A 22,483-nucleotide genomic window follows, 5' to 3' on the forward strand; every position below is an offset into this window, starting at 1 on the left:
CGATCAATAGCGTTCCGGGCGGGGGCCATCCAGCACATAGGGCACCACGCCGCGCTCGTTCTCGGGGACGTGAAGGGCGCGGTCGAGGGGCGGGAAGGCGCGCTGGGTGCAGTCAGTGCGCTCGCAGATGCGGCAACTGACGCCGATCCGGGCGGCGGGGCCGTTCAGGTCCAGGCCGGCGGCATAGACCAGGGATCCGGCGTGCTCGATCTCGCAGCCCAGGGACAGGGCGTAACGGCGGTCGTTGGCGAGGTATGAGCCGCTGGGCTTGGACACGGAGCGGGCGATGGAGATGTAGCGCGAGCCGTCGGGCATTTCGGCCAGCTGCACCCCGATTCGGTCGGGCGTGGCGAAGGCCTCGTGGACGTTCCACAGGGGGCAGGCGCCGCCGAAGCGGGCGAACTGGAAGCGGGTGGCGCTGTGCCGCTTGGTGATGTTGCCGGCCATGTCGACGCGGGCGAAATAGAAGGGCACCCCGCGCCAGCCGGGCCGTTGCAGGGTCGAGAGCCGGTGGCAGACCTGTTCGAAACTGACCTGGAAGCGGGTGCGCAGGCGGTCGATGTCGTGTTTCTCGGCCCGCGCCGCCTCGAGGAAGGCGCGGTAGGGCAACAGGAGCGCGCCGGCGGCGTAGTTGGCCAGGCCGACGCGGGCCACGTCGCGCGCGGCCTGGGTGCGGAAGGCGGCGCGGTCCAGCTCGCTCTCGATCAGGTCGCGAAAGGACATGAGGGCCAGCTGGTGGGCCTGCTGGAAGGAGCGGGTGGCGCCCGGCTGCCAGGCGTCCAGGGAGAGTATGCGACTGGCGGGATCGTAGCGGCGCAGCGCCTCCTGACCCGCGACATAGACGGTGCGGACGCCGTGCCGGTCGGCCAGCAGGGTCTCCAGCGCCCGTTCGATCGGGCCGTCCTGGGGGATGTCGGCCGCCAGGGCCTCGGCCGCCGTGTCCAGGCTGTCGACGTAGTTGTCGCGGTAGTGGAAGAAGTCGCGGACCTCCTCATAGGGCAGCAGGGCGACGCGGGCGCCCAGTTCGTCGCGGCCCAGGGTGTCGTCCAGCGCCTTCACCCGCTCGTCCAGCTGGCGGAAGGCCTGGTGCAGGGCCAGGAACTGATGGGCCAGGCGCGGGGTGTTGGCGACGGCCTGTTTCAGCTCGGCCGCGGTCGGGGGCTCGGCCCCGCCGCTGACCGGACCGGCGATGTCGGTGGTGGCCTCGCGCAGGTCGGCGATCAGGCGGGCGTCGCCCTCGAGATCGAACAGGCTGGCGTCGATGTGGAAGGCGCGGGTCAGGGCGATCAGGACGCGGGCGGTGGCCGGGCGCTGATTGGTCTCGATCTGCGACAGATAGGAGGGCGACAGGCCCAGCCGTTCGGCGCAGGCCTCCAGCGTCCAGCCGCGCGCCTCGCGCAGCTTGCGCAGCTTGGGTCCCAGAAAAAGCTTCTCAGCCATTCGCAAGTTTGCAGTTCATAGCCGCCGCCTTTGCAAGTCCGCGCAGTTCCGCATCTTTTGCAAAGTTGCGTTTGCCATTTTGCGATGAAGGCGCCACGCCTTGCCGTTCGAACGAGAGGCCGAAACCGATCATGACTCAAGCCATCCTTGAAGAACTGGAGCGCCGTCGCGCCGCCGCGAAACTGGGCGGCGGGGAAAAGCGTATCGCCGCCCAGCACGCCAAGGGCAAGCTGACGGCGCGCGAACGCATCGACGTTCTGCTGGACGAGGGCTCCTTCGAGGAGACCGACATGTTCGTCGAGCACCGCAGCCACGACTTCGGCATGCAGGATCAGCGCATCCCCGGCGACGGAGTGGTGACGGGGCGCGGGACCATCGGCGGGCGGCTGGTCTATGTCTTCTCCAAGGATTTCACGGTGTTCGGCGGCAGCCTGTCGGGCGCCCATGCGGCCAAGATCGTCAAGCTGCAGAAGATGGCCCTGACCACCGGCGCGCCGATCATCGGCCTGTTCGACGCGGGCGGGGCGCGGATCCAGGAGGGGGTGGAGAGCCTGGCCGGCTACGCCGACATCTTCCTGCAGAACACCCTGGCCAGCGGCGTCATTCCCCAGATCAGCGTGATCATGGGGCCGTGCGCGGGGGGCGACGTCTATTCGCCGGCCATCACCGACTTCATCTTCATGGTGAAGGACACGAGCTATATGTACGTGACCGGCCCCGATGTGGTGAAGACCGTCACCAACGAGGTCGTCAGCCACGAGGACCTGGGTGGCGCGCGGGTGCATGCCGGCAAGTCGGGCGTGGCGGACGGGGCGTTCGAGAACGACCTGGAGGCCCTGTCGGAGGTGCGCCGCCTGGTCGGCTTCTTGCCGCTGTCGAACCGCGAAAAGCCGCCGGTGCGCGAGAGCTATGACGAGCCCGAGCGGGACGAGCCGAGCCTGGACACCCTGATCCCGGCCAATCCGAACCAGCCCTATGACATGAAGGAGCTGATCCTGAAGGTGGTCGACGAGGCCGACTTCTTCGAGATCGGCGCCGACTTCGCCAAGAACATCATCTGCGGCTTCGGCCGGCTGGACGGCCAGACGGTCGGGATCGTCGCCAACCAGCCCCAGGTGCTGGCGGGTGTGCTGGACATTGATTCAAGCCGCAAGGCCGCGCGGTTCGTGCGCTTCTGCGACGCCTTCGACATTCCTCTGGTGACGCTGGTGGACGTGCCGGGCTTCATGCCGGGGACCAAGCAGGAGTACGGCGCCCTGATCAAACATGGGGCCAAGCTGCTGTTCGCCTATGCCGAGGCGACGGTTCCGAAACTGACCGTCATCACGCGCAAGGCCTATGGCGGCGCCTATGACGTGATGAGTTCGAAACACCTGCGCGGCGACGTCAACTACGCCTGGCCCACCGCCGAGATCGCGGTCATGGGCGCCAAGGGGGCGGTCGAGATCATCTTCCGCAAGGAGGCCGGCGATCCGGCCGCCCTGGCCGCGCGCGAGGCGGAGTACAAGGACCGGTTCGCCAATCCCTTCGTGGCGGCGGGCCTGGGCTATATCGACGACGTCATCATGCCGCACGGGACACGGCGGCGGCTGGTGAAAGCGCTGCGGACGCTGAAGAACAAGGTCCAGGAAAACCCCTGGAAGAAGCACGATAATATTCCGCTGTGAGGGTTGCTCGTTTGTCCGCCGCCAGCTCTCCGTCATCCTCGGGCTTGTCCCGAGGATCCAGACTCCCGGTGTCGAGCGTGGACCGCCGGTCTCACCCGCGCCGCGTCACCGGCTGGGGCGCAGCGTTGAAGACCGGGAGTCTGGATCCTCGGGACAAGCCCGAGGATGACGGGTTTGGGGGAGGGGGATCACTCTTCCGGCGGAACCCAGTTTCGATAGACTTCCGGGTCAGGCTCCGCCCCCGACGCCCGCACCAGACCGTCGAACAGGTCGTCCCAGTGCGGGTTCGTCCGCTCGATCAGGTTGGCCTTCCAGTCGCGCGGCCAGTGTTTCAGCGTTTTTTCCCGCTGGATCGCGGCGACGATGGTGTCGTGGAACTCGTACCAGACGAGGCGTTTCAAACCGTATCGCTTGGCAAAACCGTCGATGGCCCCCGCGCGATGCTGGCCGATACGTGTGATCAACTGGCTGCTGACGCCGGTGTAGATCACGCCGTGCATCCGGTTGGCCATCATGTAGCAGCCGATCAGGCTGTCTGCCGTCACCATCCCATCCCCCAACACACGTCATCCTCGGGCTTGTCCCGAGGATCCAGACTCCCGGTGTCGACGGCGGCCCCCGGGCCGCGACAGAGTCTCTGGATCCTAGGCGCAAGGCCTCGGCTGACGATCATGAAGGACTGAACCATGTTCTCCAAAATCCTCATCGCCAACCGGGGCGAGATCGCGGTTCGGATCATCAAGACCTGTCGCCGCATGGGCATCAAGACCGTGCAGGTCTATTCGGAGGCCGACGCCGGGTCGTTGGCGGTCGAGATGGCCGACGAGGCGGTGCTGATCGGGCCGGCGCCGGCGGCGCAGTCCTATCTGCTGGCCGACAAGATCGTCGAGGCGGTGCGCCAGACGGGGGCGCAGGCCGTGCATCCGGGCTTTGGCTTCCTGTCGGAGAACGCCGGGTTCGCGCGGCGGCTGAGGGACGAGGGGATCGCCTTCATCGGGCCGAACCCCGAGGCCATCGAGGCCATGGGCGACAAGATCAGCTCCAAGAAGCTGGCGGCCGAGGCGGGGGTCTCGACCGTGCCGGGGCACATGGGGCTGATCGAGACGCCGGACGAGGCGGTCAGGATCGCCAACCAGATCGGCTATCCGATCATGATCAAGGCCAGCGCCGGGGGCGGCGGCAAGGGCATCCGCGTTGCCCATTCGGACGCCGACATGGCCGAGGGGTTTGCGGCGGTGAAGGCCGAGGCGCTGAACGCCTTCGGCGACGACCGGGTCTTCCTGGAAAAGTTCATCATCGATCCGCGCCACATCGAGATCCAGGTGCTGGGCGACAAGCACGGCCATGTGGTCCATCTGTTCGAGCGCGAATGTTCGATCCAGCGCCGCAATCAGAAGGTCATCGAGGAGGCGCCGTCGCCCCTGCTGGACGAGGCCACCCGCGCCGCCATGGGGGCGCAGGCCGTCGCCCTGGCCCAGGCGGTGAACTATGACTCGGCCGGCACGGTCGAGTTCGTGGCGGGGCAGGACAAGTCGTTTTATTTCCTTGAGATGAACACCCGTCTTCAGGTCGAACATCCTGTGACGGAGCTGATCACCGGGGTCGATCTGGTCGAGCAGATGATCCGTTCGGCCTGGGGTGAAAAACTGGCCTTCGAACAGAAGGACCTGAAGATCGACGGCTGGGCCATCGAGAGCCGGATCTACGCCGAGGATCCCTATCGCGGCTTCCTGCCGTCCATCGGGCGGTTGGTCCGATACGAGCAGCCGGAAGAGGGCGAGCAGGACGGCTATGTGGTCCGAAATGATTCCGGCGTCCGCGAGGGCGACGAGATCAGCATGTTCTACGACCCGATGATCGCCAAACTGTGCGCCTGGGGCGAGACGCGCGAGGACGCGGTGGCGGGCATGGCCAGGGCGCTGGAGGACACCCACCTGTCGGGCCTGGGGCATAATGTGCCCTTCCTGGCGGCGGTGATGGACCAGGAGCGGTTCAGGTCGGGCCGGCTGTCGACCAGCTATATCAAGGACGAGTTCCCGGACGGGTTCCATGGCCTGAAGCCGACGCAGGACCAGGAGCGGATCCTGATCGCGGCCGCCATGGCCATGCACGAGGTCATCGCCGAACAGGACGGCGATCCGTCGGACCGCACCGACTGGATCGTGATGATCGACAAGACGCCGCACGGGGTGGGGCTGTCCTATGATGCGGACGAGGCGATGATCCTGACCCTGACCGGCGGGGGCGACATCCGCCTGTCGGAGATCGACTGGCGGCCGGGCCTGGCCCAGTTCAAGGCCGAGCTGGACGGCGAGGCCTTCACCGCCGAGGTCCGACGCGTGGCTGACGGCTTCGACATCCGCCACCGCGCGGCGAAGGCGCGGGTGCGGGTGCTGCGGCCGCAGGTCGCCGAACTGTATGCGCGCCTGCCGGAGAAGGCGGTCGCGGATACGTCGAAACTGGTGCTGTCGCCCATGCCGGGGCTGGTGGTGTCGATCCCGGTGGTGGTGGGCCAGGCGGTCAAGACCGGCGAGACGGTGGCCATCATCGAGGCCATGAAGATGCAGAATATCCTGAAGGCGGAGCGCGACGGGGTGGTTAAGGCGGTCGGGGCCAAGGACGGCGATCCGGTGGCGGCCGATGACGTGCTGGTGGAGTTCGGGTGATGTTTTCTACCTTCGTCATCCTCGGGCTTGACCCGAGGACCGGGTGTGGGGCGCGACCTGCGCTCGACGTCCTTGCATGTGCGACGGAACATCCGATCCTCGGGTCAAGCCCGAGGATGACGGGAGCGGGGGCGGGGGGCGTCGCATGAGCTTCCCCATCCCCACCCCCCTCGAATGGCGCGAAGCCGCCCAGAAGGCGCTGAAGGATCGGCCGATCGAGTCGCTGATGCACCTCGATGCGGACCAGCTGGTGACGCGGCCGCTGTACGCCGGCGCCACCGGCGTCCAGCCGATTTTCGCCCCGCGTCCGTCCGACTCCGAAGGCCGGGCCTGGGATCTGCGGACCCTGGTCGAGGGGGATGATCCCGAGGCGGTCAATGAAGCGGTGCTGACCGATCTGGAGAACGGCGCGGCGTCGGTGGTGCTGAAGGGCCGCGTGCTGGCGGATTCCGCGCCGTTGGGCCGGGCGCTGGAAGGCGTTGCGCTGGAGCTGGCGCCGGTGGCGCTGGATGCGGGGATCGACGGGCCGGATGCGGCCAATGCTTTGGCTGTGGTGGCCAAGGGATCGCCGCGCGCCCAGCTGAGATTCCATATGGACGTGATCTCGGCCTTCGCCGAGGCGGGCGGGGCGCCGCGTTCGGTGGAGGAGCATCTGAGCCTGGCGGCCAATACGGCGGCGCGGCATGCGGGGGCCTATCCCGAGGCGAGCTTCTTCTTGGCCAGCGGGCGCGTGGCGCACGAGGCGGGGGGATCGGCGGCCCAGGAGCTGGCCTTTGCGGCCTCAAGCGTGGTGGCCCATGCGAAGGCGGCGGTGGACGCGGGGATGTCGGTCGAGGCGGCCCTGCGCGGGACGGTGGTCGGCCTGTCGGTGGCTGCGGAGTATTTCGACAGCCTGGCCAAACTCAGGGCCATGCGGCTGATCTGGGCGGGGCTGACGCGAGCCTTTGAGGTGCAGGCGTCGGCGGTAATCGAGGCGCGGTCGTCGCGGCGGATGCTGTCGGCGCGCGATCCCTGGCCCAATCTGCTGCGACTGACGGCGGCGGGGTTTGCGGGGGCTGTGGGGGGCGCGGACGTGATGGTGCTGGACGGCTTCACGCGCGCCTCGGGCCGGTCCGACGCCTTTGCTCGGCGGCAGGCGCGGAACACACAGCTGGTGCTGATGGAGGAGGCCAACCTGGGCCGAGTCGACGATCCGGCGGCGGGCAGCTGGTATCTGGACGCCCGGACGCGGGATCTGGCCGAGGCCGGCTGGGCCGAGTTCCAGATGATCGAGGCCGAGGGCGGTCTGGTCGAGGCCCTGAAGGGGTCGGTGATCCAGCCCCGCATCGCCCGCGCCCGCGCCCAGCGGGAGGCGGCGCTGAAGAACGGCGCGGCCCAGATCATCGGGGTGACCAAATATGTGGACCCGGAGGTGCGGCCGGCGCCGGTCGAGGCGGGCGGTGAGGCGGCGGTTGCGGTGGAACGGGTGTGCGAACCCCTAAGCCCGATCCGCTTCGCGGCGGCCTTTGAGGAGGTGATCGGATGAGCTTCCCCGATTTCAGCAAGATCAGCCTGGACCTGGCGCCGACCGGGCAGGGGCCGAAGCGGGACCCATGGCTGACGCCCGAGGGGCTGACGGTCGAGACCGCCTACGCCGCCGAGGCCCTGGAGGGGCTGGCGCACCAGGACGGTCTGCCGGGGTTCGCGCCCTTCGTGCGCGGGCCCTATCCGACCATGTATGCGGGCAATCCCTGGACCATCCGCCAGTACGCCGGTTTCTCGACCGCCGAGGAGTCGAACGCCTTCTATCGCCGCAATCTGGCGGCGGGGCAGAAGGGCTTGAGCATCGCCTTCGATCTGGCGACGCACCGGGGCTATGACAGCGACCATCCCAGGGTAAAGGGCGACGTCGGCATGGCCGGCGTGGCCATCGACAGCATCTATGACATGCGGACCCTGTTCGACGGGATTCCGTTGGACCAGATGTCGGTGTCGATGACGATGAACGGGGCGGTGCTGCCGATCCTGGCGCTGTATGTCGTCGCGGCGGAAGAACAGGGGGTGCCGCACGCGGCCCTGACCGGGACCATTCAGAACGATATTCTGAAGGAGTTCATGGTCCGCAACACCTACATCTATCCGCCCGAGCCCTCGATGCGGATCATCGCCGACATCTTCGCCTGGACGGCGCAGGAGACGCCGAAGTTCAACAGCATCTCCATCTCCGGCTATCACATGCAGGAGGCGGGGGCCTCGGCCGATATAGAGCTGGCCTACACCCTGGCGGACGGGATCGAATATCTGCGGGCGGGCGTCGCGGCGGGGATGCCGATCGACCGCTTCGCGCCGCGGCTGAGCTTCTTCTGGGCCATCGGCATGAACTACTTCATGGAGGTGGCCAAGATGCGAGCGGGCCGCCTGCTGTGGGCCGAGGCGGTGCGGAAAGAGGGCGGGGTCGATCCGAAGTCCCTGTCCCTGCGCGCCCACTGCCAGACCTCGGGCTGGTCGCTGGCGGCCCAGGACGTCTTCAACAATGTGCCCCGCACCATGGTCGAGGCCATGGCGGCGGCGGGCGGTCAGACCCAGAGCCTGCACACCAACGCCCTGGACGAGGCCCTGGCGCTTCCGACCGACTTCTCGGCCCGGATCGCGCGCAATACCCAGATCCTGCTGCAGCAGGAGACCGGCCTGACCCGCGTCATCGACCCCTGGGGCGGCAGCTTCTATGTCGAGCGGCTGACCCACGAACTGGCGATGCGCGCCCGCGCCCACATGGCCGAGGTCGAGGCCCTGGGCGGCATGGCCAAGGCCATCGAGGCCGGCATCCCCAAGCTGAGGATCGAGGAGTCCGCCGCCCGCACCCAGGCCCGGATCGACACCGGCCAGCAGACGGTGGTGGGGGTGAACAAATATCTGAACCCCGTCGTCGACGATATTCCGATGCTGAAGGTCGACAATGCGGCGGTTCTGGCGGCCCAGATCGACAAGCTGAAACGGCTGCGGGCCGAGCGGGACCAGGCGGCGACCGATGCGGCGCTGGAGGCTCTGACCAACGGGGCGCGAGGGACCGCCAATCTGCTGGAGCTGGCGGTCCAGGCGGCGCGGGCCAAGGCGACGGTGGGTGAAATTTCCGACGCGCTGGAGGCCGCCTTCGGCCGCCATGTGGCGACGGTGCAGACCGTGTCGGGCGTCTATGCCAAGGAGGCGGGGACGGACGCCCGCTTCGCCCGCGCCCGCGAGATGGTGGCGACCTTCGTCGAGAACGACGGCGGGCCGCCGCGCATCCTGATCGCCAAGCTTGGTCAGGACGGGCACGATCGGGGCCAGAAAGTGGTCGCCACCGGCTACGGCGACCTGGGCTTCGACGTCACCGCCGGCGCCCTGTTCCAGACCCCGGCCGAGGCGGCGAAGGACGCCGTGGAGAAGGGGGTCCATGCGGTCGGCGCGTCATCGCTGGCCGCGGGCCACCTGACCCTGGTTCCCGAACTGAAGGCCGAGCTGGAGAAGCTGGGGCGGCCCGACATCATGATCGTGGTCGGCGGCGTCATTCCGCCCTCGGACGTGCAGCCCCTGCTCGATATGGGGGCGGCCGCCGTCTATCCGCCCGGTTCGGCCATCGCCGATACGGCGGTGGACCTGATCGAAAAGCTGAACCAGCGCCTGGGTTACGCCCAGCCCGCGCCAAAGGAGACCGCATGATCGGCGCCCTGAACCATGTCGGGGTCGCGACCCCGTCCATCGCGGATTCGATCAAACTGTATCGCGACGTGCTGGGAGCGACCAAGATCGGGGAGCCCTTCGACCTGCCCGCGCAGGGGGTGAAGGTCTGTTTCATCGACACCCCGACGGCCCAGATCGAGCTGATCGAGCCCTATGACGAGACCAGCCCCATCGTCGGCTTCCTGGCCAAGAACCCCAAGGGCGGCCAGCATCACGTCTGTTTCGAGGTCGAGGACATCCACGACGCCGTCGCCGAGATGCGGGCCAAGGGGGTGACCCTCCTGGGCACGGGCGAGCCGCGCATCGGGGCGCACGGAACGCCGGTCGTCTTCCTGCATCCGAAAGAGATGGGCGGGGTGCTGATCGAGCTGATGGAGACGCCGAAAGGCGATCACTGAAGACCGATCACGGGTCGCTGGAGCTTTTCGCCAGCTTGACCGTTAAGGGCGTGAACAGGAGACCTGATCATGACGCGCCGCCTGACCGCCCTGCTCGCCATCGCCGCCCTGACGGGCGTGTCCGCCTGTCAGCAGGCCGAGCCGGAGCAGCCGGTCGCCCCGGTCGAGGCCCAGCCCGTGCCCGCCCCGCCGGTTCCGGGCGTCGGCTACGCCTGCGAAAGCGGCGCGACGGTCGAGGCCCGCTATGCCGACAGCGCCACGGCTCAGCTGACCTATAAGGGCCAGACCTATGATCTGCGGTCCGCCCAGGCCGCCAGTGGGGCCCGCTATGTCGGCTCCGGCGTCGAATGGTGGACCGCCACCCGTGACGGCCAGGAGACGGCCACCCTCAGCCGGCTCAGCCCGAACGACCAGGTCGGCGTGGCCGTCCTGGAACGCTGCGCCCGACCGGCGGGGACGCCGTCTCCCTTGGCCGAGGCCCAGCCGGATCCGGCGGTCACGCCGGCGCCCGGCGGGGTGCTGCCGGCCTCCACCCCCTGTAAGGGGCCGCAGCTGAAGCTCGCGACCGAGGGCGGCGACGCCGGGGCGGGCAATCGGGTGCGCAACTTCAGCCTCCAGAACATCGGCCGCCAGGCGTGCAGCCTGACCGGCTATCCCGGCGTGACCCTGTTGGACGCGCAGGGGCGGACCCTGACCTCGATCCGCGCCGACCAGAGCCCCGGCAGCTATTTCCGCCAGGGCCAGGCTCCGACGCCGGTCGAACTGGCGCCCCAGGCCAAGGCCTATTTCGAAACCGCCTGGAACGTCATCCCCGACGAGACGATGCAGAAGACCTGTCCCAATGTGGCGAGCCTTCGGGTCACCGCGCCCGGCGACACGGCGGCAGTCAGTCTGCCCTTCGCCTTCCAGCCGTGCGGAGGCAAGATCCGCGTCAGTCCGATCAGGGCCGAGGAAAACCCCCAGGTCGCGACCTGACATCGCGTCGAGACGTCTGGAAACCCGGCCGAAATGGGCGTAGGTCGCGGCCATGACCCAGAGCTTCTACGACCGTATCGCCGGCGAACTGACCGAGATCGACGCCCAGGGCTTGACCAAGCCCGAACGTGTGATCGCCTCTCGCCAGGGGCCGGTGATTCAGGTCGGCGGGCGCGAGGTGCTGAACTTCTGCGCCAACAACTATCTGGGCTTGGCGGGCGACGAGCGGGTGACCCAGGCCGGGATCGCGGCGCAACAGAAGTGGGGGGCGGGCACGGCCTCGGTCCGCTTCATCTGCGGCACCCTGGAAATTCATAAAGAGCTGGAGGCGGCTGTCGCCGGCTATCTCGGCTTTGAGGACGCCATTCTGTTCGCCGCCGCCTTCGACGCCAACGGCGGGATATTCGAGCCCCTGTTCGGCGAAAACGACGCCATCGTCTCCGACAGCCTGAACCACGCCTCGATCATCGACGGGGTGCGGCTGTGCAAGGCCAAGCGCTATCGCTTCGCCAACTCCGACATGGACGAGCTGGAGACCCGGCTGAAGGAGGCGCGCGAGGCCGGCGCCCGCGACATCATCATCGCCACCGACGGCGCCTTTTCGATGGACGGCTATATCGCCCGTCTGAAGGACATCCGCGCCTTAGCCGACAAATACGACGCCCTGATCATGGTCGACGACTGCCACGCGACGGGTTTCCTGGGGCCGCAGGGGCGGGGCTCCTTCGCCTATCACGGAGTCGAGGTGGACTTCGTCACCGGCACCTTCGGCAAGGCCCTGGGCGGCGCCATGGGCGGCTTCATCTGCGCCAAGAAGGCGGTGGTCGACCTGCTGAAACAGCGGGCGCGGCCCTATCTGTTCTCCAACGCCCTGTCGCCGGCGGTGTGCGGGTCTTCGCTGGAGGCGATCCGCATCGCCCAAGGGGCGGAGGGGGATGCGCTACGCACTCGCCTGTCGGCCAACGCCCATCGCTATCGCAACGCCATGGCCGATGCGGGCTTCACCCTGCTGGACGGCGAACATCCGATCATCCCGGTCATGCTGGGCGACGCCAAACTGGCCCAGGACTTCGCGGCGCGGGCGCTGGAGCTGGGCGTCTATGTGATTGGGTTTTCCTTCCCGGTCGTGCCGCGCGGCCAGGCCCGGATCCGCACCCAGATGTCGGCGGCCCATACGTTCGAACAGATCGACCGGACGGTCGAGGCGTTCACGCAGGCGGGGCGGGAGCTGGGGGTTATCTGACCCCTTTCTCCGTCACGCTCGGCCACATTATTCCCGTCATCCTCGGGCTTGTCCCGAGGATCCATAGACTCCGTCGAGGACGGTGCGCACCGGCTAAAACCGGGAGTATGGATCCTCGGGACAAGCCCGAGGATGACGATCTTAGAGTTTTTAGGAGACGCCGTAATGGCCGAAACGATGAAAGCCCTGGCCAAGACCGGACCGGTCGAGGGCCTGGAACTGATCGACGCCCCGATCCCCGAGGCGGGGCCGGAGGATGTGCTGATCCGGGTCCATCGCACCGCCGTCTGCGGCACCGACATCCACATCTGGAACTGGGACGAGTGGTCCCAGAAGAACGTTCCGACCCCGATGATCACCGGCCATGAATTCTCCGGCGAGATCGTCGCCATCGGCAAGGAGGTGGATCGCCCGCTGAAGATCGGCCAGCGCGTCTCGGCTGAGGGACACGTGATTGACCTGAACTCCGAAGCGGCCCGCGCCGGGCACTTCCACCTGGACCCGCATACGCGCGGCATTGGCGTGAACCGCCAGGGCGCCTTTGCCGAGTTCGTGGTGGCGCCGGCCTTCAACGTCATCGAACTGCCCGACGACGTGCCCTATGAGATCGGCTCGATCCTGGACCCGTTCGGCAATGCGGTGCACACGGCCCAGCAGTTCGACCTCCTGGGCGAGGACGTCCTGGTCACCGGCGCCGGCCCCATCGGCATGATGGCCGCCGCCGTGGCCCGACACGCCGGGGCGCGCACCGTGGTCCTGACCGACATCAACGACTTCCGGCTGGAGCTGGCGCAGAAGGTGGCGCCGGGCGTGCGCACCGTGAACACGACCAAGGAAGACATCCACGACGTGATGAAGGAACTGGGCCTGAAGGTCGGCTTCGACGTGGCCCTGGAGATGTCGGGCTCGCCCGTCGCCTTCAAACAATGCGTCGACACCCTGATCATGGGCGGCGGCATGGCCATGCTGGGCATCCCCGGCAAACCCATGGAGACCGACTGGGGCGCGATCATCCTGAAGGCCCTGACGATCAAGGGCGTCTATGGCCGCGAAATGTTCACCACCTGGCGCAAGATGCTGGGCCTGCTGAAGGCCGGCCTGGACCTGAGCCCGTTGATCACCCACCGGCTGGATTACGCCGACTATCGCCAGGGCTTCGAGGCGATGAAGTCGGGCCAGTCGGGCAAGGTGGTGCTGAACTGGGACAAGGCGGCCTAAGGCGAAGTCGTCTCCTCCCCGCGAAGTGGGGAGGGGGACCGCGAAGCGGTGGAGGGGTTCTGACGCCCCACTGACGCTTGCGCGGTGAAGAGCCCCTCCGTCTCTCCGCTACGCTTCGAGCCACCTCCCCATCGCTGCGCGACGGGGAGGAGACGGTGTGTCGCCCCTCAGTTCGCCTTGCGGATCAGCTCGTCCGCCAGGGCGGCGGTCAGATAGCCGTCGGCGATGCGGCCGTTGGCCAGCTGCCAGCGGCGTAGGGCGGCGCGGGTGTTCGCGCCGATCACCCCGTCCACGCCGCGGGTGTCGTAACCCAGCCGTGTCAGGGCCGCCTGGGCGCCGATCCTCTGGTCGCGCGACAGGGAGGCGTCGTTGGGCCAGGCCTTGGTCAGGCCGGGCTTGCCCATGATCCCGTCCGCCGTCAGGCCGATGGCCAGGGCGTAGGAGACCGAGTTGTTGTAGCTGCGGATCACATAGTGGTTCGGCAGGGCCAGGAAGGCCGGGCCGTTGGCCCCCTGGGGCAGGAGGATGGTCGCATCCTCCACCGCCTCGGCGCCGTTCGGCGTGCCGCCCTGGGCCAGGCGCACGCCCTTGGCCGCCCAATAGGCCCAGTCGTGTTTGGGCCCTTCCGCCAGGGCGTAGTCGAAGCCGGCGGGCAGGACGACCTCATAGCCCCAGGTCTGGCCGCGCTTCCAGCCCGCCTGGGCCAGCAGATTGGCGGCCGAGGCCAGGGCGTCGGCGTCGTCGCCCCAGATGTCCACCTTGCCGTCGCCGTCCTGATCCACGCCCAGGCGCAGATAGTTGTCCGGCATGAACTGGGTCTGGCCCATGGCGCCGGCCCAGCTGCCCTTCAGGCCCGCCCGTTCGCGGCGGCCGTCGACGACGATGTCCAGGGCGTCCTTCAACTGGGCCTCGGCCCAGTCGCGGCGGCGCCCGTCATAGGCCAGGGTCGCCAGGGAGCGGATGACGTCATAATCGCCCTGGACCTGGCCGAAGGCGCTTTCCTGGGCCCAGACGCCGACCAGGATTTCAGAGGGGACGCCGAAACGCTGGACCACCGCCCAGGGCACCCGGTCGATCCGCTGCTTGGCCTGGGCGATCCGCACCGCAGTCACGGCGTTCTGGATATAGGCGCCGGCGGGTTTGGAGAATTCCGGCTGATTCCGGTCCAGCCGCACCACGCTGGGGTCCGGCGTCAGACCGGCCAGTTCCCGCTCATAGTCGGCGCGACGGGCGCCGCCCTTGCGCGCCAGAAAACCCTGTTTCCAGCCCTCGAATCCTTCCTGGTCATAGGCGGCGAGCGGCGGCGCCTGCGGCGTCGGCGGCGGAACCACGGCGGCGGGAACCGGATCGGGCTGCGGCGTCGGCAGGGACACCGGCGGCTCCGGCAACATGGGGGCGCAGGCCGCGACGGAGCCGATGAGGAGAAGACGATAGGAAAAGCGCATGAGATTCAGACTACAGTTCCCGAACGGATAGGGGAAATGACATACGCGCGAAGCGGTTTCTCGCGTTCTCATCCGCCTGTCAGGCGAAAAGTCCGCCTGCGGAATCCCTCATCAGCGTCGTTAACCCTCATTTTCATCGACGAAGACGTCCGCTGCGGCGTAAGGGCGCAGACTTCTCCAACGGCCTGATGGCGGAGTGGCGACGCAACGGGCGTGCAAACCCGAACACCCTCCGTTCGACTCGGAGGTCAGGCCTCCATCTTTCTTTTTTGTGTGCTACCGCCCTTCGGGGTGTTTGAGCACGGGTAGGAAAGTGACCGCCGGGCAGGCGGACATCGGCTTTTGTAGGGTTTTGGGCCGTAGCGGCTTGACCTTCTAAGGGCCGCTCTCTATACGACCGCCTCCGCCGCGATCCGCCCGGGTCAGCGGCTTTTCTATTGGTTTCTCTCAGGACGTCCGACCATGAAGGTCCGTAGCTCGCTCAAGTCCCTGAAGACCCGTCACCGCGACTGCAAGGTCGTGCGTCGCAAGGGCCGGGTCTATGTCATCAACAAGACCGACCCGCGCTTCAAGGCCAAGCAAGGCTAAGCTGCGTTCGAGGCGCGCTGCTCGGCGGCGCGCGCACGCAGGTCTGCCCAAGCCGCCCAAGGGGCGGTAGGGCAGGAAAAGCCCTGACGATCCACAGGCTGCGGATTCTGTCCGCGGCCTTTTTCGTGTTCGCGGTTGAGTCGCGCCGGACGGCATGGTTAGCGTCCGCGCCTGATTTCTGGAGTATTCCCCATGGCCGATGACGCCTCGTTCGACGGCAATCCCGACGTCCTGACCGCAACGGCCCAGGGCCGTCTGCGCACCATCATCGAGCGGCTGGAGCGCCTCGAAGAGGACAAACAGGCCGTCATGACCGACATGAAGGAGGTCTTCGCCGAGGCCAAGGGCGAGGGTTATGACGTCAAGGTCCTGCGCAAGGTCATCCGCATCAGGAAGCAGGACAAGGCCAAGCGCCAGGAGGAGGAGGCCATCCTGGACCTCTATCTGTCGGCCCTCGGCGAGGTCTGAGGAGATTAGGGGCTGAAGCGCACGCCCACCGATTCGTCGAAAGGCCGGCTGTCGCGCTCAAGCAGCCCGAAGGGCGGTAGCGCCCCTCTGTCGCGCTCAAGCAGCCCGAAGGGCGGTAGCGCCCCAAAAAAGGAGCTGCTGAGCCCTTGGGATCAGCAGCGCAAGGCCGCCCAGCGGTCTGCGCTCAATGCTCTCAAACGCGCCCGCCGCTCGGCCGAGAAGGCGGGCGTTTCCTTGTCGGAATGGGAGGGGGAGTTCCTCGATTCGGTCAGCGAGCGGGTCAAAACCCACGGCCGCGCCTTCGCCGACCCCGAAAAGGGCGCGCCGGGCCAGGCCCTGTCGGCCATGCAGGGCCGCAAGCTGAAGGAGATCGCCGCCAAGGCGAAGGGCGAAGAGCCGAAACGTTGGGGACGCAGCAAGACGTCTGGCTCGAATCGACCTCAGGATTACGGCAACACAACGGGGGAAGACTGATGTACGCTATCCTGGCCGGCTTTCGCCGCTTGGCGGATTTCAAAGGGCGGGACAGGCGATCGCAGTTCTGGCCGTATGCCCTGACCGTTGTCGGACTGTCTTTCGTCGGGCTTTGGTTGGGTATGATCCCGACGATGACCGCCGTGTTTGAACAGGCGTCTGCGGCCGCAGCGACAAACCCCGAGGCGGCGACCGTTGTCAGCGGCCCGGGGCACTACTCGGTCGAAATCCACGATCCGACGTTCATGCCGGATATGGGCCCGTTTTTCCTGGTTCTGAGGATCGGCGTGGCAGCGGTTGTGATCCTTTTGGCCGCCGCCGTGACGCGCCGTCTGCATGACACCGGCCGGGCGGGCTATTGGGGTCTGCCGCCTGTGGTGTTTCTGACGATCGGCCTGACGGCGTTTCCCACTGTAATGACCAGCTTCATGCGGGAGAATGCGCCGGACATAGGCCTGTTCATGCTGCTGTTTCTCAACAACGTTCTCTACATGGCCAGCCTGATCGGTCTTGTCATCCTGCTTGTGCTGGACGGCAAGAAGACGGTGAACCGCTACGGTCCGCCGCCGGCTGGATCTTAGCCCACCTCTTTCAGCTGCCCCTCAAGCCCCTGTTCGCGGACCTTGCGGTACAGGGTCGAGCGCCCGATGCCGAGGCGGCGGGCGATTTCGCTCATATGGCCGGCGTAGACCTCGATGGCGTGCTGGATCAGGTCGCGCTCAATGTCTTCCAGGGTCCGCAGATGGCCGCGGTCGTCCAGGATGCGGATCGGTTGTTCCGGCAGGGGCGGCAGGTCGGCGTAGGACGGCGCGGCGGCGGGCGGCGTGGGCGTCGCATCGGGCAGGGGCGCGGCCACGCCCGAGATGGACGGGAAGTCATAGGGCTGGAGGAAGGGCGAGTCGGCCAGGACGATGGCGCGGAACACCGCATTCTCCAGCTGGCGCACATTGCCGGGCCAGTCATAGGCCTGGAGCATGGCCAGGGTCTCAGGCGCGCAGCCGGCGATGCGGCGGCCCTCCTCGGCGTTGAAGCGGGCGATGAAATGATCGATCAGGGCGGGGATGTCCTCGCGCCGGTCGCGCAGGGAAGGCGCCTCGATCGGGAAGACGTTCAGCCGATAGAACAGATCCTCGCGGAAGGCGCCGTCCTTAACCTGCTGAGCGGGGTCGCGATTGGTGGCCGAGACGATGCGGACGTCGATCTTGACCGGGCGCTTGCCGCCGACGGGGTCGATCTCGCCTTCCTGCAGGGCGCGCAGCAGCTTGACCTGAAGATCCAGCGGCAGTTCGCCGATCTCGTCCAGAAACAGGGTGCCGCCGTCCGCCTCGCGGAACTTGCCCAGGGTCTTGTCGACGGCGCCGGTGAAGGCGCCCTTCTCGTGGCCGAACAGGATGGATTCCGCCAGATTGGCGGGCAGGGCGCCGCAGTTGACGGCGACGAAGGGCTTGCCGGCCCGGTCGCCAGCGCCGTGCAGGGCGCGGGCGATCACCTCCTTGCCGACGCCGCTCTCGCCGGTGATCAGGACGGGGATGGAGGACTTGGCCGCCCGGGCGCCGAGGGCCTTGACCATCCGCATGGGGGCGCTGTCGCCGATGATGTCGTCGAAGCTGGCGCGGCCCTGGACCCGCTTGGTCAGACGACCGACCTCGGTGGTCAGCTGCTCCAGCTTGAGGGCGTTGCGCACCCCGACCAGCAGGCGTTCGGGCCCGACCGGCTTGACGAAGAAGTCCTGGGCGCCGGCCTGCATGGCCTTGACCACGGTGTCGATGCCGCCGTTGGCCGTGAGCACGATGACCGGCGTGGTCAAGCCCCCGCTGCGCAGCTCGGCCAGACACTCCAGACCCGACATCTCGGGCATGATCATGTCGAGCAGGATGACGTCGGCGCCGCCGCCGCGCGTCATCCGGTCGATGGCCTCGCCGCCGCTTGCGGCATGGACCACGGCGTGACCGTCGCGTTCGAGCACAGCCTGCAACAGGCGGCGCTGGGTCGGATCGTCGTCGACCACCAGAACGGTCTTGGCCATGGGCGTCCCTTGTCATCACCGATGGGCCGCCCGTGGATCGGACTGGCCCGTTTCGGGACGACTTCTAAGGGCGACGAGGTGAAAAACGGGTGAGGGGGCGTGGTGACCGGGGGGTTAACGCGGCGCCGGCGGCGGGCACCGGATCTCCGGCTGGGCCTGCAATCTGCGGCCGCCCACGATCAGATCCGGAAGGCCGGCCGGGGCGACCGCGAACCGTTCTGCAAAGCCCTTCGCCAGCTCTTCGGGCGTCCCCGGGGCGCAGGCCACGACATAGGTCGCGGTCTGCACCCACTGACCGTCGGTGTTCTGCGAGAAGGTCAGAACGGCGCTGGAGGTCGCCAGCAGAACCTCCGGACGGCCGTCGCCGTCCAGATCGAGATTGCGCAGCCGGCAGGGCGTGTCGGCGGCGCAGGCGTACATAAGGTTGTCCTGGCGAAACAGCTGGGCGGCGAAGCTGGGCGGCGTGGTCTGGCCAGGGACGGGCTGGATCTGAATGCCCGCTGCGCGCGCTTGCCGTTCCGGCGCGGTCAGGGACTGGCGCGCGTCTCGGGCCTTAGCCTGACGGGCCAGTTCGGCCGTCTTGGCGTCGGACGACCGCGCCAAGCGGTCCAGAGCCGCCAACCCCGCCTTGCCGCTGTCGAAGCGCAGGAAGTCGTAGTCGAAGGCTTCAGGCCTTACCGCCCCGCGCTCCAGCCGCGCGACCTGGTCTGCGACCGACAGGCGCGCCGGGTCCAGCAGGGGGCTGAACAGGGCCAGGACGGCGGCGACGGCCAGGACGCCGGCGGCGACATTGGTCGTCTCCAGCGGGCGCATCCAACCGCCGGGCCGCACGGCCGCGACCAGATAGCCGCCCGCATAGACGGCGCCGACGACCGCACAGGCCAGGGCGATGATTCGGTCCGGCGTCAGGCCGTGCTGGCCGATGCGTAGCGCCAGCCCCCAGAAGGCCAGGCCGACCAGGGGCGCGACCAGACCCCCGGCGATCCGGGTGGCGATCCGCAAGGCCGCAGGCGGCAGATTGTCGGGCCGACCGTCCTGATAGGCGGTGTTGATCAGGATGATCAGGGCGGCGGCCGCGGCCAGCACCAGGGCCGTCGCGCTGCCCGTGTCCCACAACCGCTCCAGGCCGGTGAAGGGCAGGGCGGCCAGAAAGCCCGCCGTCAGCAGGGCGATGACGGGCAGCAGCCAGGACAGCAGCATCAGGGCCACGGTCCGCACGCCCCGGATCAGGCCGTCGCGCACATCGGTCAGCTGGACCCCCAGGGCGAAGGCCAGGCAGGTGACGGGTATGGCGAACCAGGCCTCGCCGATCAGGGAGCTGAGGGCCTTGACGCCGATGACGTGGAACAGGGCAGCGCCCAGTTGCAGCAGGAGCCAGAAGGCCAGGGTGAAGCCCAGGGACAGCGCCAGCTGCACGCCCGCTTTCCAGGCCACGTCGAAATAGGCGTGATAATCGGCCCGCCAGCGCCGTTCGCGGATCGCCGGCAGGATCAGGTGGTGGGCCACGAAGAGGGCGGCGGCGCTGAAGGCCAGGACGGGAACCTCAAGATAGGGGGCCTGGTCGTTTTCGGGGGTCACCCGCCGCGCCACGTCGTGCCAGCCCATCAGGAACAGGGCCGTCGCCGCTGCGGCCGTCCACAGAGCCAGCGGCAGGGGCTTCAGCCGTCCAACCGCCGCCAGAAGCACGGCGGGCGCATAGCCGAAGGCTAGGGCCAGCCCGCCGAACACCTCGGGCCGGGTGTCGGGCCACATCCCGACCTCGGCCGCCCGGTACAGCAGATACAGGGCGCCGCCCTGAATCAAACCGGTCGCCAGGCGCGCGGCGAACAGCCGACCTTGCCCGTCCAGCCCCTTGCGCCCGCCGTCCTGCATCCACTCGTTCATGACGCTCGCCCCCGTGTTGCGGCCCAGTATGAGGCAGCTGGATACGGCAAGATAGCGGCGCGCGGTTGCGGCACGGCCGAACCTTCCCCAAAACAGGGGTATGAACGCCCCCTTCAAGACCCCCGACATTGACGCCCCCCTGTGGGACCTGTCCGACCTCTACGCCTCGCGGGACGACGCCCGGCTCGCCGACGACCTGACGCGGGCGCGCGCCCTGGTGGACGAGATGAACGGCCTGCGCGGGCGGCTGGCGGGGGCGTCGGGCGATCCGGCCGCCCTGGGGGTGGTGCTGGATCAGGCCATCAGCCTCTATGAGCAGGCCTCCGACATCCTGGGCGCGCTCGGCGCCTATGCCTTCCTGTCGGCCTCGACGGCGCGGGACGACGCGGGGGCGCAGGGGTTCGAGGCGGATGTGCGCGAAAAGATCACCGTCATCGCCACCCCGACCGTCTGGCTGACGCTGGAGATCAACCAGATCGACGACGCCGCCCTGGAGGCCGCGCTTCAGGCCCACGCGGGGGCCGCGCGCTGGCGGCCGTGGCTGCGGCGGGTGCGGGCCATGAAGCCGCATGAACTGTCCAGCGAGCTGGAGACCTTCATCGCCGAACGCGGCCCGATCACGGCCCAGTGGCCGCGCCTGTTCGACGAACAGCTGGCGGCGCTGCGCGCCAAGGCAGGGAATGAGAGCCTGACCCTGGCCGAGGCGCTGAACCGCCTGTCCGATCCCAAGCCCGCGCGGCGCAAGGCCGCCGCCGAGGGGCTTTCGGAGGCCTTGGCCGCCCGCGCCCCGACCCTGGCCCTGGTGCTGAACACCGTCGCCGCCGACAAGGCGATGGAGGATCGCTGGCGCGGCTTCAAACGCCCCGCCGACAGCCGACACCTGGCCAATGAGGTCGATGGCGAGGCGGTGGACGCCATGGCCGAGGCCGTCGCCGAAGCCTATCCGCGCCTGTCCCACCGCTATTACGCCCTGAAGGCCAAGGCCATGGGCAAGGCGCGGCTGGATCACTGGGACCGCAACGCCCCGATCGAGACCACCGCCCCGCGCGCCTTCACCTGGAGCCAGGGCCGGGAGATCGTTCTGGACAGTTTCTCGGACCTGGGGGCCGAGTTCGCCGAACGCGCCGCCGGCTTCTTCGACCGGCCCTGGATCGACGGCCGCGCCCGGCCGGGCAAACAGTCGGGCGCCTATGCTCATCCCGTCACCGCCGACCGCCACCCCTATGTCTTCCTGAACTGGATGGGCGAGCGGCGCGACGTCCTGACCCTGGCCCACGAACTGGGCCACGGCGTGCACCAGACCCTGGCGGCGGATCAGGGCACCCTGTTGGCCGACACCCCCCTGACCCTGGCCGAGACCGCCTCCATCTTCGCCGAGGGTCTGACCTTCGACCGTCTGCTGGCCACGGCGCCCAAGCGCGAGCAGCGTGGTCTGCTGGCCGGGAGGATCGAGGACGGGCTGAACACCGTGGTGCGACAGATCGCCTTCCACCGGTTCGAGACCCGTTTCCACGACGAGCGGCAGAAGGGCGAGGTGTCGCAGCAGCGGATCAATGAACTGTGGCTGACCGAAATGGGCGCGTCTCTGGGGCCGGCGGTGACGCTGAACCCCGGCTATGAGCACTGGTGGGCCTATGTCAGCCACTTCGTCCACTCGCCCTTCTACGTCTACGCCTACGCCTTCGGCGACCTGCTGGTGGCGGCCCTGATGGAGGCGCGGCGGGCCGATCCCAAGGGGTTCACGCCCCTTTACCGCGACCTTCTGGCCGGAGGCGGGGCCCGAACCTATGTCGAGGCGCTGAAGCCCTTCGGCCTCAATCCGCGCGACCCGGCCTTCTGGAGCGTGGGCTGCAAGCGGCTGGAGCGGCTGGTGGATCAGTTCGAGGCGCTGGGGTGAGGGTGTGTGCTTGAGCGGCGTCGAACCCGCGCTATAGTCGCGCCAACGACAAGACCGAGGGAGCTCTCATGGCCAAGGCCAAAAACCCCGCCACCGCCCAGGCCGACGCCGATGCGAGCGCCTATGTCCGGGGCGGGATGCAGATCAATGAACAGGTCTCGACCTTCCACCTGTTCATGGGCCTGACCAAATGGGGCGCCCTGGCCGTGGCCTGCGTGCTCGTGTTCCTGACTCTGTGGTTCCATCCGGGCGGAACTTTCGTCGCGGGCTTCATAGGGGCGGCGGTTCTGGCCGCCGTCGGCTTTTGGGCTCTCAAGCCCAAGGGCGGCGCCGGCCACTGATCCGTTCGCCCGACACGGGTCTTTGACGGCGTCGGTGGAACCGGCCTAGGCTCG

Annotated in this window: 20 protein-coding genes and 1 tRNA gene; 15 read left to right on the forward strand and 6 right to left on the reverse strand. The window is 68.1% G+C overall.

The annotated features are described in order from the left end of the window. Positions 1-3: 3 nt before the first annotated feature. Together JMT67_RS14170 and JMT67_RS14175 are read right to left on the reverse strand one after the other, a co-directional pair. Positions 4-1,440, reverse strand: a complete 1,437-nt coding sequence (locus JMT67_RS14170) for a helix-turn-helix domain-containing protein (RefSeq protein ID WP_201463827.1) — start codon at positions 1,438-1,440, stop codon at positions 4-6. Next, on the reverse strand, positions 1,433-1,573 hold the full coding sequence (locus JMT67_RS14175) for a hypothetical protein (RefSeq protein WP_201463828.1): 141 nt from the start codon (positions 1,571-1,573) through the stop codon (positions 1,433-1,435). The genes JMT67_RS14170 and JMT67_RS14175 overlap by 8 nt, the downstream gene beginning before the upstream one ends. On the opposite strand from JMT67_RS14175, the gene JMT67_RS14180 reads away from it, so the two are divergent. Then, complete coding sequence (locus JMT67_RS14180) at positions 1,572-3,107, forward strand: acyl-CoA carboxylase subunit beta (RefSeq protein WP_201463829.1); 1,536 nt, start codon at positions 1,572-1,574, stop codon at positions 3,105-3,107. The two genes, JMT67_RS14175 and JMT67_RS14180, sit on opposite strands and share 2 nt — an antisense overlap. Positions 3,108-3,295: 188 nt before the next feature. Here JMT67_RS14180 and JMT67_RS14185 read toward each other — a convergent pair whose 3' ends face one another. Next, complete coding sequence (locus JMT67_RS14185) at positions 3,296-3,655, reverse strand: GIY-YIG nuclease family protein (protein ID WP_201463830.1); 360 nt, start codon at positions 3,653-3,655, stop codon at positions 3,296-3,298. A 138-nt stretch (positions 3,656-3,793) separates the two neighbouring features. Here JMT67_RS14185 and JMT67_RS14190 point away from each other — a divergent pair, with 138 nt between their 5' ends. From JMT67_RS14190 to tdh, 7 genes are all read left to right on the forward strand, one after another. Continuing rightward, positions 3,794-5,773 carry an acetyl-CoA carboxylase biotin carboxylase subunit gene (locus JMT67_RS14190; RefSeq protein WP_201463831.1) on the forward strand — a complete coding sequence of 660 codons (1,980 nt, stop codon included), beginning with the start codon at positions 3,794-3,796 and terminating at the stop codon, positions 5,771-5,773. A gap of 145 nt (positions 5,774-5,918) precedes the next feature. After that, positions 5,919-7,298 (forward strand): methylmalonyl-CoA mutase family protein, encoded by a 1,380-nt coding sequence (locus tag JMT67_RS14195; RefSeq protein ID WP_201463832.1) that lies wholly within the window; start codon positions 5,919-5,921, stop codon positions 7,296-7,298. Next, positions 7,295-9,451, forward strand: coding sequence for a methylmalonyl-CoA mutase (gene scpA, locus JMT67_RS14200; RefSeq protein WP_201463833.1), 2,157 nt, complete (start codon positions 7,295-7,297; stop codon positions 9,449-9,451). The genes JMT67_RS14195 and scpA overlap by 4 nt, the downstream gene beginning before the upstream one ends. Further along, positions 9,448-9,870: a methylmalonyl-CoA epimerase gene (mce, locus tag JMT67_RS14205; protein WP_054765052.1), complete on the forward strand. Its 423-nt coding sequence runs from the start codon at positions 9,448-9,450 to the stop codon at positions 9,868-9,870. The genes scpA and mce overlap by 4 nt, the downstream gene beginning before the upstream one ends. Before the next feature lie 69 nt (positions 9,871-9,939). Continuing rightward, complete coding sequence (locus JMT67_RS14210; protein WP_201463834.1) at positions 9,940-10,845, forward strand: DUF4232 domain-containing protein; 906 nt, start codon at positions 9,940-9,942, stop codon at positions 10,843-10,845. Positions 10,846-10,897: 52 nt separating this feature from the next. Continuing rightward, positions 10,898-12,088 carry a glycine C-acetyltransferase gene (locus JMT67_RS14215; protein ID WP_201463835.1) on the forward strand — a complete coding sequence of 397 codons (1,191 nt, stop codon included), beginning with the start codon at positions 10,898-10,900 and terminating at the stop codon, positions 12,086-12,088. A gap of 165 nt (positions 12,089-12,253) precedes the next feature. Continuing rightward, positions 12,254-13,306 carry an L-threonine 3-dehydrogenase gene (gene tdh, locus JMT67_RS14220; RefSeq protein WP_233455898.1) on the forward strand — a complete coding sequence of 351 codons (1,053 nt, stop codon included), beginning with the start codon at positions 12,254-12,256 and terminating at the stop codon, positions 13,304-13,306. Positions 13,307-13,473: 167 nt separating this feature from the next. On the opposite strand, the gene JMT67_RS14225 is transcribed toward tdh, so the two are convergent. Then, complete coding sequence (locus JMT67_RS14225; RefSeq protein WP_182714705.1) at positions 13,474-14,751, reverse strand: lytic murein transglycosylase; 1,278 nt, start codon at positions 14,749-14,751, stop codon at positions 13,474-13,476. Positions 14,752-14,933: 182 nt separating this feature from the next. On the opposite strand from JMT67_RS14225, the gene JMT67_RS14230 reads away from it, so the two are divergent. From JMT67_RS14230 to JMT67_RS14250, 5 genes are all read left to right on the forward strand, one after another. Continuing rightward, positions 14,934-15,010 (forward strand) — tRNA-OTHER (locus tag JMT67_RS14230). Positions 15,011-15,213: 203 nt separating this feature from the next. Continuing rightward, a complete protein-coding gene (gene ykgO, locus JMT67_RS14235; protein ID WP_031448545.1) occupies positions 15,214-15,339 on the forward strand; it encodes a type B 50S ribosomal protein L36 in 126 nt (41 codons plus the stop codon). Positions 15,340-15,531: 192 nt separating this feature from the next. Next, complete coding sequence (gene gapR / locus JMT67_RS14240; RefSeq protein ID WP_054765057.1) at positions 15,532-15,807, forward strand: nucleoid-associated protein GapR; 276 nt, start codon at positions 15,532-15,534, stop codon at positions 15,805-15,807. A 135-nt stretch (positions 15,808-15,942) separates the two neighbouring features. Beyond that, entirely contained in the window at positions 15,943-16,281 is a 339-nt protein-coding gene (locus JMT67_RS14245) for a hypothetical protein (RefSeq protein WP_191558619.1), read from the forward strand. Continuing rightward, on the forward strand, positions 16,281-16,862 hold the full coding sequence (locus JMT67_RS14250; protein ID WP_182714704.1) for a DUF805 domain-containing protein: 582 nt from the start codon (positions 16,281-16,283) through the stop codon (positions 16,860-16,862). The genes JMT67_RS14245 and JMT67_RS14250 overlap by 1 nt, the downstream gene beginning before the upstream one ends. Here the strand turns inward: JMT67_RS14250 and JMT67_RS14255 are convergent. Then, a complete protein-coding gene (locus tag JMT67_RS14255; protein WP_191558605.1) occupies positions 16,859-18,307 on the reverse strand; it encodes a sigma-54-dependent transcriptional regulator in 1,449 nt (482 codons plus the stop codon). The genes JMT67_RS14250 and JMT67_RS14255 overlap by 4 nt on opposite strands. Positions 18,308-18,421: 114 nt before the next feature. Next, positions 18,422-20,191 (reverse strand): DUF4153 domain-containing protein, encoded by a 1,770-nt coding sequence (locus JMT67_RS14260; protein ID WP_201463836.1) that lies wholly within the window; start codon positions 20,189-20,191, stop codon positions 18,422-18,424. Between the two features lie 100 nt (positions 20,192-20,291). On the opposite strand from JMT67_RS14260, the gene JMT67_RS14265 reads away from it, so the two are divergent. Both JMT67_RS14265 and JMT67_RS14270 read left to right on the forward strand, forming a co-directional pair. After that, the gene (locus JMT67_RS14265) at positions 20,292-22,088 is read left to right on the forward strand and encodes a M3 family oligoendopeptidase (RefSeq protein ID WP_201463837.1); all 1,797 of its coding nucleotides are present in this window, start codon (positions 20,292-20,294) and stop codon (positions 22,086-22,088) included. Positions 22,089-22,156: 68 nt separating this feature from the next. Then, entirely contained in the window at positions 22,157-22,429 is a 273-nt protein-coding gene (locus tag JMT67_RS14270; RefSeq protein ID WP_183217686.1) for an aa3-type cytochrome c oxidase subunit IV, read from the forward strand. Positions 22,430-22,483 lie beyond the last annotated feature (54 nt).

Source organism: Brevundimonas aurantiaca, assembly GCF_904830995.1.
GTDB classification, from domain to species: domain Bacteria; phylum Pseudomonadota; class Alphaproteobacteria; order Caulobacterales; family Caulobacteraceae; genus Brevundimonas; species Brevundimonas aurantiaca.

Coding starts and splice junctions, on each gene's coding strand:
- JMT67_RS14170 (WP_201463827.1), bottom strand. CDS start 1,440: ATGGCTGAGAAGCTTTTTCTGGGACCCAAGCTGCGCAAGCTGCGCGAG.
- JMT67_RS14180 (WP_201463829.1), top strand. CDS start 1,572: ATGACTCAAGCCATCCTTGAAGAACTGGAGCGCCGTCGCGCCGCCGCG.
- JMT67_RS14175 (WP_201463828.1), bottom strand. CDS start 1,573: ATGATCGGTTTCGGCCTCTCGTTCGAACGGCAAGGCGTGGCGCCTTCA.
- JMT67_RS14185 (WP_201463830.1), bottom strand. CDS start 3,655: ATGGTGACGGCAGACAGCCTGATCGGCTGCTACATGATGGCCAACCGG.
- JMT67_RS14190 (WP_201463831.1), top strand. CDS start 3,794: ATGTTCTCCAAAATCCTCATCGCCAACCGGGGCGAGATCGCGGTTCGG.
- JMT67_RS14195 (WP_201463832.1), top strand. CDS start 5,919: ATGAGCTTCCCCATCCCCACCCCCCTCGAATGGCGCGAAGCCGCCCAG.
- scpA (WP_201463833.1), top strand. CDS start 7,295: ATGAGCTTCCCCGATTTCAGCAAGATCAGCCTGGACCTGGCGCCGACC.
- mce (WP_054765052.1), top strand. CDS start 9,448: ATGATCGGCGCCCTGAACCATGTCGGGGTCGCGACCCCGTCCATCGCG.
- JMT67_RS14210 (WP_201463834.1), top strand. CDS start 9,940: ATGACGCGCCGCCTGACCGCCCTGCTCGCCATCGCCGCCCTGACGGGC.
- JMT67_RS14215 (WP_201463835.1), top strand. CDS start 10,898: ATGACCCAGAGCTTCTACGACCGTATCGCCGGCGAACTGACCGAGATC.
- tdh (WP_233455898.1), top strand. CDS start 12,254: ATGGCCGAAACGATGAAAGCCCTGGCCAAGACCGGACCGGTCGAGGGC.
- JMT67_RS14225 (WP_182714705.1), bottom strand. CDS start 14,751: ATGCGCTTTTCCTATCGTCTTCTCCTCATCGGCTCCGTCGCGGCCTGC.
- ykgO (WP_031448545.1), top strand. CDS start 15,214: ATGAAGGTCCGTAGCTCGCTCAAGTCCCTGAAGACCCGTCACCGCGAC.
- gapR (WP_054765057.1), top strand. CDS start 15,532: ATGGCCGATGACGCCTCGTTCGACGGCAATCCCGACGTCCTGACCGCA.
- JMT67_RS14250 (WP_182714704.1), top strand. CDS start 16,281: ATGTACGCTATCCTGGCCGGCTTTCGCCGCTTGGCGGATTTCAAAGGG.
- JMT67_RS14255 (WP_191558605.1), bottom strand. CDS start 18,307: ATGGCCAAGACCGTTCTGGTGGTCGACGACGATCCGACCCAGCGCCGC.
- JMT67_RS14260 (WP_201463836.1), bottom strand. CDS start 20,191: ATGAACGAGTGGATGCAGGACGGCGGGCGCAAGGGGCTGGACGGGCAA.
- JMT67_RS14265 (WP_201463837.1), top strand. CDS start 20,292: ATGAACGCCCCCTTCAAGACCCCCGACATTGACGCCCCCCTGTGGGAC.
- JMT67_RS14270 (WP_183217686.1), top strand. CDS start 22,157: ATGGCCAAGGCCAAAAACCCCGCCACCGCCCAGGCCGACGCCGATGCG.